Source organism: Rhizobacter sp. P2_H3 (assembly GCF_056403355.1).
Map to the genome: position 1 here is coordinate 1 of NZ_JBFUFQ010000177.1, position 12,285 is coordinate 12,285.

General features: G+C 66.7%; 8 protein-coding genes and 1 pseudogene. All 9 read right to left on the reverse strand.

The features are described 5' to 3' along the window. Positions 1 to 191: pseudogene (locus AC1D1T_RS24165) on the reverse strand (hypothetical protein); the annotation flags it as partial. Between the two features lie 46 nt (positions 192 to 237). Then, entirely contained in the window at positions 238 to 3,051 is a 2,814-nt protein-coding gene (locus AC1D1T_RS24170; protein ID WP_477992613.1) for a TonB-dependent receptor, read from the reverse strand. Between the two features lie 447 nt (positions 3,052 to 3,498). Then, positions 3,499 to 5,352 carry an ABC transporter ATP-binding protein gene (locus tag AC1D1T_RS24175; protein ID WP_477992614.1) on the reverse strand — a complete coding sequence of 618 codons (1,854 nt, stop codon included), beginning with the start codon at positions 5,350 to 5,352 and terminating at the stop codon, positions 3,499 to 3,501. A 21-nt stretch (positions 5,353 to 5,373) separates the two neighbouring features. Further along, positions 5,374 to 6,843 (reverse strand): ABC transporter permease, encoded by a 1,470-nt coding sequence (locus AC1D1T_RS24180; protein ID WP_047510527.1) that lies wholly within the window; start codon positions 6,841 to 6,843, stop codon positions 5,374 to 5,376. A gap of 21 nt (positions 6,844 to 6,864) precedes the next feature. Next, the gene (locus AC1D1T_RS24185) at positions 6,865 to 7,848 is read right to left on the reverse strand and encodes an ABC transporter permease (RefSeq protein ID WP_047510525.1); all 984 of its coding nucleotides are present in this window, start codon (positions 7,846 to 7,848) and stop codon (positions 6,865 to 6,867) included. Between the two features lie 3 nt (positions 7,849 to 7,851). Further along, a complete protein-coding gene (locus AC1D1T_RS24190) occupies positions 7,852 to 10,095 on the reverse strand; it encodes an ABC transporter substrate-binding protein (RefSeq protein ID WP_052212952.1) in 2,244 nt (747 codons plus the stop codon). Between the two features lie 215 nt (positions 10,096 to 10,310). Beyond that, positions 10,311 to 11,270: an LD-carboxypeptidase gene (locus tag AC1D1T_RS24195; protein WP_477992615.1), complete on the reverse strand. Its 960-nt coding sequence runs from the start codon at positions 11,268 to 11,270 to the stop codon at positions 10,311 to 10,313. Continuing rightward, a complete protein-coding gene (gene tadA / locus AC1D1T_RS24200; RefSeq protein WP_477829805.1) occupies positions 11,209 to 11,790 on the reverse strand; it encodes a tRNA adenosine(34) deaminase TadA in 582 nt (193 codons plus the stop codon). Before tadA ends, AC1D1T_RS24195 begins: the two co-directional genes overlap by 62 nt. 62 nt (positions 11,791 to 11,852) lie before the next feature. After that, positions 11,853 to 12,110, reverse strand: coding sequence for a hypothetical protein (locus AC1D1T_RS24205; protein WP_477829015.1), 258 nt, complete (start codon positions 12,108 to 12,110; stop codon positions 11,853 to 11,855). Between the last annotated feature and the right edge of the window lie 175 nt (positions 12,111 to 12,285).

The following is a 12,285-nucleotide window of genomic DNA, read 5'->3' on the forward strand; positions in this document are numbered from 1 at the left end:
TTCTTGGCCAGCCCCGTCAGCAACGCATACACGATCGCCGCGTRAAACAAAATGACAAACCCGATCCCGACGATGTGACGCCGGGGATCGCGTTGTCGCTTGGAAAAGTCCATACGCTGGGATCTCCAGTGTGGAAAACGCAAACGTTCGAGGTTAACAAAAATGCCCGCCGGCTTGTGGCCAGCGGGCATGGCAGTGCAGCCTGAGCGGTGTCAGCCTACCTGCTTGCGGTCTGCGTCAGAAGAAGCGGTAGGTCGCGTTGACGTAGATGAAACGGCCGCGCGGGTCGCTCATCGTCGGATCGAAGCCGTACTGGAACGACGAACCGTTGCCGATGAACAGCGGCGGATCCTTGTCGAACAGGTTCTTCGCACCAAGCGCGACCTTCAGGTTCTTGACCCCGGTGAACGCGATCTGCGCGTCGTAGGTCGACGTGCCCGGAACCCGGTGCTCGTTGCCCTCCAGGTCGTTGGCATCGCGATAGCCGGAGTAGTAGTTCTGCGCCAGCGTCGTCGCCCAGGCGCCCGTCGCCCAGGTCGCGCTCAGGTTGTGCTTCCAGCGCGCCACCACGCCGGTGCTGGCAACGTCGAGCGGAGATCCGTCGTCCTGGATGATCGTGCCGACGCTGTGCTGCGTGCCGGCCAGCGTCTTCAGGTCGAAGGTCTGCATGTAGGTACCGGTCAGGTCGACCGAGACCTTGCCGAACGAGAACGTGTCGTTCCAGTTGCCGGTGACGTCGAAGCCGCGCAGCAGGGCCGACGCAGCGTTGTGCAGCCGTTGGTCGACGGTGTCGACCGTGCCGTCCGCATTGAACGTCGCGTCATCCGGGCCGTACAGCGGCGTGCCGGCACGCACACCATTGACCAGCGCGAGGGCCGCCGGCGAGATGATGTAGTCGTCGATCTTGATCAGGAAGTAGTCGACGCCGAACGAATAGTTCTTGGTCGGCGAGACCACGAAGCCCAGCGACAACTGCTTCGACTTCTCAGGCTTCAGGTTCGGGTTGCCGCCATTCATGGCATTCGCCTGGATCTGGCCGTCGCCCGGATGCAGCGGATCGACGAACTGCTCGCTGACACCGACGGTCATCGGCTTGTACAGCTCAGGCAGCGTCGGAGCGCGGAAGCCGGTACCGATGGCGCCGCGCAGCAGCAGTTCCTTCGCCGGGGTGTAGCGCGTCGACAGCTTGCCGTTGGTCGTCGTACCGACGACGCTGTACTTGTCCCAGCGACCCGAGGCGTTCACCTCGAGGTCCTTGCGGATGGGCATGTTCAGTTCGGTGTACAGCGCAGCTGCCTTGCGAACCTCATCCTCGTTCGGCGTCGCACCACCCAGGCCGGCGATGTCGCCTTCGCCCAGGATCGGTGGCACGTCGATCTTGTAGGTCTCGCGGCGGAACGATGCACCCACGGCGAGCTGCATCGGGCCGCCGGCCAGTTGCGTCAGCGTCGTCGAGCCCGTGGCATCGATGGAGGCCTGCGTCGACTTGCCGGTCAGCGTCGGACCCACGTAGTTGGCGCCCTGGATCGCCGAGGTCAGAGCCGCATCCTGTTGGCCATTGAGGGCCCACGGATTCCAGCCCGAGGTGGGCGAATTGATGATGCCGGCCACCCCGACCTGCGAGAAGTAGCCGTCGGTCAGCCTGCCTTCGGTCTTGCTCTGGTTGTACATCGCCGCGACGTCGTAGTCCCAGCTGCCCAGCGAGCCCTTCAGGCCCGTGAGGAAGCGCGATTGCTTCAGCGTGTCTTCCTCGGTGCGCAGCCCGGCAGCGAACGCGCGCCACGAGACGGCGACCGGCAGGCCGCTGCTGATGAGGGCGCCCAGCTCGGGATGCGCGGTAGCGTTGTCGGTGACGTACTTCTGGATGATGCCGTAGGCCGGAGTCCCTGGGTAGACCAGCAACGCAGCCGGCGTGTTCAGCGCCGGGTTCGCGTTCTTGAAGAACAGGTTGTCGGTCTCGAAGAACGCGGAACGCGCCGGAGCGGGCTGATAGGCCTCGGTCACGACATTCTTCGCGAACATGGCTTCGCCGTAGAGCGTGTGCTCAGGCGTCAGCGCGAGCTTGAACGTGCCGAAGACATTGGTGCGCTTGGTTTCGGGGAACAAGCCGACGTCCGCCGCCGAGTCGTAATTGCAGTTCTTGTACTTGGCGGTCGCCGAGGTCACCGCGAACATGCGGATGTCGGCGCACTGCCCCAGGTCGGCGTACGGGTTGCCGTAGCCCGAGCCCGAGATGTTCAGACCGCCGTTGGTGCCCGGGGTCTTGTTGTCGTCCAGCGACAGGTTCGGGTCGTAGTTGCCCTCGATCCGGCCGCTCGGCGTAGCGCCGTTCTGGAAATACGGATAGCGGTTACCCGACTTCGAGAAGTCGCGGTCAATCGCGTAGAGGGTCGTGGTCTTCTCGACGTCCAACCCCAGCATGAAGTTGTACTTGTCCTGGACCAGGTCGCCGTGGCCGAACAGGATGTTCGCGCGGTTCGTCTTGCCGCCGCCCGACTTGGTCGGACGGCCGGATTCGCCACCGATCTCAAGGCCGTTGTAGTCCTGTTTCAGGATGAAGTTGATCACGCCGGCGACCGCATCGCTGCCGTACACGGCCGAGGCGCCGTCACGCAGGATTTCGACACGCTCGATGGCGGCCAGCGGAATCGCGTTGATGTTGACGGCACCGCCGTCAGAGGCGAACACCGCGAGGCGGCGGCCGTTCAACAGCACCAGCGTGCGGCTGTCGCCCAGGCCACGCAGCGAAACGCTGGACGTGCCATAGCTCGCGAGGCCGGCCAGGTCCGAACCGCGGCTCGCGCCGGCGGTGTTGGTCGACGCCATCTTCTGGACCAGCTGCTCCATGTTGGCTGCACCACTGCGCGCGATCTCCTCGCGGGTGATGACCGTCACCGGCAGCGCCGTTTCAGCGTCGATGCGCTTGATCGCCGATCCGGTGATCTCGACCTTGTCCATCTGCTGCTGTGCGAGAGCGGGCAATGAGCCGAGCGCGAGGCTGCCGCCGAACGCCAACATCAGGCCGGTGCAGACCTTCGTTCTTCTAAACATGTGATCTCCTAAAACACTGAAAAGGTTGATCGATAAACCCACTCTCACAGCAAGTCATGTGCCGGCTTCATGAACCTGCCATGACCTGTCCGCAAAGACATGTAAAAGAATTGTCACTGAAGGGAAATAGCGACCGTTTAGGGTATTCCTTGATCGCTTCAGAAGGCGCGCAGGTGCCGGTGTGATACAGGCTCACGGCGCATGTGTGTCGATGTCGGGAAACCCAGCATTCATGCGGGTTTGCGGCCGGTATCGCCGATGGCGATCGATCACTCGATGACACACTTCGACGCGCACCTGGGCACCCTCCCCTAACCTGAAACAACTCAGTCGTTGGCCCTGTGCAACAGCCCTCGAAAATGGACGAGCAAAGCGGTGCCGCGCCCGCTGAAAGCGGGTGGTTCGCCCATCGATGGCACGCTGCCATCGATGCATGGCGGCGATGAATCAGGCGCTCAGTTCGGCCCTGATTCGGGGCACCGCCGCAAGCAAGGTGCGCGTGTAGCTCGATTGCGGTGAGCCCAGCACCGATTCGGTGGTGCCCGATTCCTCGATGCGCCCCTTCTGCATCACCGCCACGTGGTCGGCGATGTACTCGACGACGCCGATGTTGTGCGTGATGAAGAGGTACGACACACCGAGTTCGCGCTGCAGCTCGCGCAGCAGGTTGAGGATCTGCGCCTGCACCGACACATCGAGCGCCGAGGTCGGCTCGTCGCAGACGATCAGCTTCGGGTTGACGGCCAGTGCACGCGCGATCGCGATGCGCTGGCGCTGGCCGCCGGAGAATTCATGCGGGTAGCGCTGCAACGCATCGCGCCGCAGGCCGACCTGGTCGACCAGCTTCTCGAGCAGCTCGCGCCGCGCGCCGAGGTCGAGCTCGGGGCGCAACGCGAGCAGGCCTTCTTCGAGCACGTCGAACACCCGCATGCGCGGGTTCAGCGATGCGAACGGGTCCTGGAAGATGATCTGCACCGCACGCCGCGCATCACGCAACGCATCGCCTTGCAGCGAGAAGAGATCCTGACCCTGGAAGATCGCCTGGCCCTCGATCACCGCCTGGTGGCGCAGCAGCTGCACGATGGCCTTGCCGGTGGTCGTCTTGCCGCAGCCGGATTCGCCGACCAGCGCCAGCGTCTCGCCGGGACGGATCGCGAACGAGATGCCGTCGACCGCGTTGAAGTGCCCCTGGGCGCGCTGCAGCAAGCCCTTGCGGATCGCGAAGCGGACCGACAGCTGCTTCACATCCAGCAGCACTGGCTGGTCCACGCCACTGGTGGCGCGGCTTTCCGGCACCGCGGCGATCGCGTCGCCCTGGATCGGGGCGGCATCCACCGGCATCGCACCATCACGGTACAGGATGCAGCGCACGTTGCGCCGCGTGCCGAGGTCGATCAGCTCGGGGATCGTCGTGTGGCACTCGGGCATCACGCGGTCGCAGCGCGGCGCGAAGCGGCAGCCGGTGAACTCCTGCCACAGCGGCGGCACGGTGCCGGGGATCGCCGCGAGGCGGCCGCCGCGCTTGTCGGCATCGGGCAGCGCGCGCAGCAGCAGCTTCGCGTACGGGTGCTTCGGCGAACGGAAGAACTCGTCGCTCGTCGCCTCCTCGATGATCTGCCCGGCGTACATCAGCGCGACGCGGTGCGCCATGCCGGCCACCACCGCGAGGTCGTGCGTGATCAGCAGCAGGCCCATGCCCTGCTCGCTCTGCAGGCGCTTCAGCAGGTCGAGGATCTGCGCCTGGATCGTCACGTCGAGCGCAGTGGTCGGCTCGTCGGCGATCAGGAAATCGGGCTCGGCAGCCAGCGTCATCGCGATCATCACGCGCTGCTTCTGGCCACCGCTCAGGCGGAACGGGTACTCGTCGATGCGGCGCTCGGGCTCGGGGATGCCGACCTTGCCCAGCCACTCGATGGCCTTCGCGCGGGCCGCGGCGCCGCGCAGCTCGGTGTGGGCCTCGATCGCCTCGACGATCTGCTCGCCGACGCGCTTGACCGGGTTCAGGCTGGTCGACGGCTCCTGGAAGATCATGCCGATCTTGCCGCCGCGCACGCTGCGCATGCGCGACTCCGGCAGCGCGAACACCTCTTCGCCCTCGACGTTCAGCGTGCCCTGCGTGACGCGGCCGTTGTCGGGCAGCAGGCGCATCAGCGCGAGCGCCGTCATGCTCTTGCCGCAACCGGACTCGCCGACCAGCGCGAAGGTCTCGCCGCGCGCGATGGTCAGGCGCAGCCCGTCGATGGCCTTCACGAGGCCTGCTTCGGCGTCGAGCGCCACCTTCAGATCATGGACTTGCAGCATGGCAGATGTGTTCGCAGCGGCTCAGCGGGTGGTACGGTCCACGCGGGCCAGGCGGCCCAGCGGGTTGCGGCGCGGACGGAAGATGCGCGCACGCGGATCGAAGGCATCGCGCACGCCGTCGGCGAACAGGTTGGCCGCCAGCACCAGCGCCACCATGAAGCTGAACGCGGCGGCGAACGACCACCACACCACCGGATCGCGCGACATCTCGTTGCGCGCCAGGTTGATCATGCCGCCGAAGCTGTTCATCGACGGATCGACGCCGACGCCGACGTACGACAGCACCGCCTCATAGAGGATCAGCGCCGAGAAATCGAGCACCGTCGTGATGATGATCAGGTGCACGACGTTCGGGAAGATGTGGCGCAGCATGATGCGCCACGAGCTGACGCCGAACGCGGTGGCGGCCTGCACGTAATCGAGCTCGCGCAGCTTCATCGTCTCGGCGCGCAGCAGCCGGCACAGCGTGGCCCAGCCGGTCAGGCCGAGGATCACGCACAGCAGGAAGAGCCGCACGTCGGCGCGCTCGGCGCCGGTCTCGAACAGGTCGGGGTGGGTGTCGATGAAGACCTGCATCATCAGCACGCAGGCGGCGATCAGCAGCACGTTGGGCACCGACGACAGCGTCGTGTAGAGGTACTGGATCACCTCGTCGATCCAGCCCTTGAAATAGCCCGCCAGGATGCCGAGTGCGACCGCGAGTGGAAGCGTTGCCACTGTCGACAGGCTGCCGATCACGAACGCGGTGCGGATGCTCTTGAAGGCCTGGTACAGCACGTCGTTGCCGGTGCGGTCGGTGCCGAACACGTGGTACTGGGTCGCGAGCGCGAAGATCGGCCCGAAGACCGCGCACAGCACCAGCACGGTGATCAGGCCGGCGCGCAGCGGCAGGTCGGTGTGGTTGTGCAGCAGCTGGTGCCACGCCTGGCGCCAGGTCCAGCCGTTGACGCGCGCGACCACCGCGGCCACCGCCGACACGATGGCCAGCCCGACCAGCATGCCGATCACGAGGCCCAGCAGGGCACGCCGCGCCACGTCGCCGGCCCACTCGGCCGCATCGTCCTTCAGGTGCGCGCCGCCGTGGTCGAGCCGTGGGAAGATGCGCTCGGTGCGGCCGTTGACCTCGCGCGAATCCTTCGTGAAGGCACGCGTGGCGAGCGGCGCTGAATAGGTGGTCTCGCGCCCCTCGACCTGCGTCGAGAGCACCACGTCGAGCAGCGATTCGGTGCGCGTGCTGTAGGCCTGCGCCTGCTGCGCGCCGGCGCTCGCGGCGTTCTGCAGCGCGCGCCGGAAGTGCACGCTGTCGACCACCGCGACGCCGAGGAACACCAGCAGGATCACCGCCGAGCACATCGCCGCCGGGTCATGGAACACCTTCAGCCACGAGGCGCGCAGGTTGGGGCTGCGGTGGATGCGCCAGCCGTACACGAACAGGGCGAGCACGAGCAGCATCACCACCACGTCCGACCACAGGAAAACAATCTTCGGCATGAGTTCAGTCCCGGTGCGCGCTCAGCTGAGCCGGACCCGGGGATCGACCCAGGTGTACGCGATGTCGATGAGGATGTAGGTGCCGATGTACAGCAGTGAGCCGATGAAGACGATGGAGCGCAGGATCGCGAAGTCCTGCCCCGAGATCGCATCGATCACGTAGGCACCCAGGCCCGGGATGCCGAAGAAGCTCTCGAACACCAGGCTGCCGAGGAACACGTAGGGCAGGTAGCTGCCGGCACTGGTGATGATCGGGATCAGCGCGTTCGGCAGCACGTGGCGGAACAGCACGCGCGGCTCCGACAGGCCCTTGGCGCGCGCGGTGCGCACGTAGTCGCGGCCGATCTCCTCGAGGAACATCGCGCGGTACAGCCGCCCTTCCCCGCCCAGGCGCGACAGCAGCGACAGGATCACCGGCAGGATCAGGAAGCGCACCGCATCAAGCCCCGGCGCGAAGCCCGAGATCGGCACCAGCCGGAACATGCGCGAGAACAGGAACTGCCCGACGATGATGTAGAACAGGCTGCTGATCGACAGCATCAGCACGCAGGCGACCACGCCCCAGAAGTCGATGCGCGAGTTCTTGAAGAACACCAGCAGCAGCGCGAAGCCCACGCTCGCGACGATCTGCAGCAGGAACAGCGGCACCGCGAGCTGCAGGCTGACCCACATGCGGGTGCGGATCTCATGGCCGATGTCGGTGGCGCTGCGCGCGTCGGAGCGGCCGAACTTCAGCGCCAGCAGCGAGACCGAGCGGTCCCAGAACACGGTGTCGGTGATGCGCTCGAGGCCGCTCGCCTTGTCGTTGACGTACAGCGGCTTGTCGTAGCCGCGCTCGGTCTTCCACTTCTCGATCTGCTCCTGCGTGACGCGCTTGCCGCCGATGTTCAGGCGCGCCATGTCGTCGGGCGTGTTGACGGTGAAGAACAGCAGGAAGGTGAACAGGTTGACCCCGAGCAGGATCAGGAAGCCGTAGAAGCCACGGCGGATCACGTAGTTCAGCATCGGTCAGGCTTTCGCGGGACGGGTGGCGACGCCGGCCAGGGCGTTGGCGCGTTCGCGGGCGATGAAGCCGCGCCGCGCGATCCAGGCGAGCAGCGCGAGCGCCGCCGCGATCAGCAGCAGCGGCCAGTACACCGGGTGGTTCCACTCGGCCTGCTTCGCGGTGCGCAGCACCGGGTCGAGCCGGTGGTAGCGCACCATGTCGCGGATCATGATGGTCGGCTTGCCGTTGTAGACCCACTGCTGGTAGGCGCCGGCGGCATACGGGTAGTAGCCGAACGACCAGACCGCGTCCTTGCGCGCGATGTCGACCATCTCGTCGATCACCTTCTGCTTCTGCGGGCCGTCTTCGAGCAGCTGCAGCTGCTTGTAGCGCTTGTCGTACTCGGGGTTGTCGTAGTTGGCGATGTTCTCGCCCTCGTGCCTGCTCTTCGAGTTGGGCCCGTACAGCAGGAACAGGAAGTTCTCCGCATCGGGGTAGTCGGCGAGCCAGCCGGCCCAGAAGATCTGGTGCTTGCCCTTCAGCGTCTTGTCCTGGTACTGGTTGAAGTCGGTCGCGCGGATCTCGAGCTGCACGCCGATCTTCGCGAACTGCTTGACCATCCAGTCGAGCTCGGCACGGAACTCCGGCGTGATCGCGCGCTGGAAGTCGTAGTTCAGCACCAGCGGGCGGCCGGTCTTCGCGTCGCGGCCGTCGGGGTAGCCGGCCTCGGCCAGCAGCTGCTTGGCCTCGTCGACCGAGCGGCGCACCACGCGGCCGTCGACCATCTTGTGCGTGATCGGGTTGTAGCCCTCGGGCGTGCCGTGGCGCGAACCGAACAGGCCGGCCGGCACCGGGCCATGCGCCGCGACGCCGCCCTTCTGGATGAAGATGCGGCCGTAGCCCTCTTCCCAGTCGATCGCGATCGAGACGGCCTGGCGCAGCTTGCGGTGGCGCTCGTCCTCTTCCGGCGTCGCGCCCTTGCCGACCACCGGGTCGAGCATGTTGAAGCCGAGGTACCAGATCGAGATGTCGACCGTCTGCGGGAACTGGAAGCCGCGCTCCTCGAAGCGCTTCTTGACCTCGTCGGAGTCGTTCGCATCGGCCAGGAAATCGGGCCCCCAGTCGACGCGCTCGACCTCGGGCTCGTCCAGGTAGCCCTGCACGAACTTGGCCTTGTACGGCACCTTCTCCTTCTCGCTGTTGAAGACCAGCTTGTCGATGAAGGGCATCGGCTTGCCGCAATCCTTCAGCAGGCCGGCGGCCTTGTCCTCGGGCTCGCCTTCGCAGGGGTAGAGGTCTTCGCGGTAGTTCGGGTTGCGGCTCAGCACGTGCCGGCGGTCCTGCACGTACTCGGTCAGCATGTAGGGGCCGGTGCCGACCGGCCAGCGCGTCAGCGCCAGGCCATTCTTGGCCATGCCGGGCTGGGCGTAGAACTTGTCGGCCTCCCACGGCACCGGCGCGAGGAAGGTCATCGCCATCCAGTACTTCCACTGCGGGTACTTGCCGCGGATGCGGATGCGCAGCGTGTGGTCGTCGAGCGCGCTCGCGCCGGCCAGCGGCCACTTGCGGAAATCGAGGAAGGGCTTGTCGAGCGAGGCCGGGTCGAGCCCCTGGCGCAGCTTGGCGTCCTCGGCCTTGATCTGCGCCCCGTACTCCTTCAGGCCGATCACGTACTCGGAGAAGATGCCGTAGATCGGCGCCTCGATGCGCGGCGTGGCGTGGCGCTTCAGCGCGTAGACGAAGTCGTCGGCGACCAGTTCGCGCGTGCCGGTCTTCGCGAAGTCCCACGGCGAACGCTTGCCTTCGGTGTCGGCCGGCTTCAGGTCGTGGTACAGGTACCCGCCCTGCTCGTTCTTCGCGAAGGCCGGATGCGGTGCGTACAGCACGCCGCGCTTGATCTTCACGTCGTAGACGCTCTCGGCGACCAGTTCGCCGGGTGCGTCGTCGGCCAGCGGCTGGCCGTTCTTGTCGAGGTAGTGCGGGCGCGCGATCTCGGCCGCCGTCTTCGGGATCAGCTCGAACGGGCGCTTCAGGTAGTGGTACGCGTACAGCGGGTCATAGACCTGGTACGTGATCGGCGTCTCGTTGTTCGCGTAGGAGGCGGTCGGGTCGAGGTAGCGCGGCGAGCGCTCCTGGTACGCGGTGAACATCGTGTTCGTCTGCGCGGCACCCTTCGGCTGCGGGCTGTTGTCGCAGCCGGCCAGCACGGCGCAGGTGGTGAGCAGGGCTGCGAGCCCACGGCCCAGCCACGTTCCAGATCCCCGCATCCCGCGCACTCCTTCGACAGCAGACAAACGGCGCGTGCGGGTAAGCACAGGCCGGACAAAAAACAAGAGCCTCACACAACCCGGCTTGTGGCCGTGTCGCCGCGAGGCAGTCAGCAATGATAAAGCCCGGCGAGCAGCCGGTTTGCCAGGGGTTTCCACGGCTTTACCGGCCCCGAGCCAGCAGGGCATTCGGTTGCAAGCAAGAAGTCGACCAGCTACCAGCCAACCAGAACGTTGCGGCCGTCGACGAGCAGGGTGACCTTGCGACCGACCGGCAGTGTCAGCTTGGTCGGCACGTGCCCGAACGGCAAACCGGTCAGGATCTGGACTTTTGTCACGCTTCGCAGGTACTCGACCATGCTCTTCAGCGAGTAGCCGCGGTCGAGCGGCGACTTGCGGAACTCGGTGAATGCACCGAGAAGAATCGCTTTCTGGGTGCCGAGCACGCCGGCCTGGTGCAGTTGCAGCAGGCTGCGCTCGATCCGGTAGGGGTGCTCGTTGACATCCTCGACGAACAGGATCCCGCCCTTGACCTTCGGGAAGTGCGGCGTGCCGAGCAGCGCATTCAGCACGCACAGGTTGCCGCCCCACAGCGTGCCCTTCAGCTCCAGGCCTTCGAAGCCGGCTTCGGTGCGGAAGCCCACGGCCTCGAGTTCGCCGGTCATCGCTTCGGAGAAGCAATCGGGCGTCACCTCGTCGAGCACCTCGGCGCCGAAGTCGCCGCAGGCCATCGGCCCGGCCCAGCTGGTCGACTTGGTGTGTGCGAGCAGGCCGAGCTGCAGCGCCGTCATGTCGCTGTAGCCGACCCAGCGCGTGCCGTGCTCGACGCTGCGGCCGAGCAGCTTCCAGTCGATGCGATCGAGCAGCCGCGTGAGGCCGTAGCCGCCGCGCGCGGCCATCGCGATCGACGGCGCCTGGCGGGCCACGCGGTGCAGCGCGGCCAGGCGCAGGTCGTCGTCGCCGGCGAAGCGCTGGTGCTTCGCCAGCGCCGATTCGTCGACGCTGACCTCGAAGCCGAGCGCCGCCAGGCGCTTGACCGCACGGCGCAGCGGTGCCGCGCTCGCGACCACGCCGGCCGGAGACAGGATCGTCAGCGAACGGCCTGCCGGCTCATCATCGTGATGGTGATGATGGTGCGAATGGAGGTGTGAAGGATGGTGGGGTTGCGGGCTCAATCTCGAGTACCTCTCCGGTGGGGATGCCGGACGGCTCGTCAGCCGGCTCGGGGGATGGGGATGGCGCGCCGGCGCGGCGCTGGCGGTACAGCTCGCGGCGTTCGGCGAAGAACTCGCGCAGCACGCCGCCGCATTCGTCGGCGAGCACGCCGCCGGCGATCTGCGTGTGGTGGTTCAGCTTCGACTCTCCGAACAGGTCGATCACCGAGCCGGCGGCGCCGGTCTTCGGGTCGCGGGCACCGAACACGACGCGCTTGAAGCGCGCGTGCATCAGCGCCATCGCGCACATCGCGCAGGGCTCGAGCGTCACGTAGAGCTCGCACTCGGGCAGCCGGTAGTTCGCGAGCAGCGTGGCCGCATGGCGCAGCGCGACGATCTCGGCATGCGCGGTCGGGTCGTGCTCGGTGATCGGGCGGTTGTAGCCGGTGGCGATCACCTGGCCGGCGCGCATGATGACGGCGCCCACCGGCACCTCGCCGACCAGCCACGCGTTGCGGGCCTGGTCGAGCGCGATGCGCATCGCGTGTTCGTCGGCGGCCGAAGCCGCCTGGGGTGCGGCACCGGYGGCGTCAGGGGCCGGAATCACTTGGGGGAGTCGTCCTGGCGGGCGGTGCCCTGCGCGCCCTGCTCGAGGGCCTTGACGACGTCGTTGCGCACCTTCTCCTGCAGCTGCTGCGACTGCTCGCGCACCGTGCCGCTGGCGGCGCCGGTGCCCTGCGACACACTGCCGTCGGTGGCCACCACCGGCACCTTGCCGACGGCCTTCAGCTGCTTGTTGATGACGATGCCGATGATCGCCAACGCGATCAGCAGCGACACGAATCCGAAAGTGGCTTTCATAGGAGGTCCCCGCCCGACGCCAGTTCGGGGCGGTCGGCATCGTACCTCACGGCGCGATCACGACAGCGGCCAGGCGCCCAGGGTCTCGTGGCGGCCCTGGCCGACGTGGCTGCGCACCAGCGCGAACCCGGCGGCGTGCCAGCCGATCGGCTCGATCGCGTGCTCGGTGATGCTG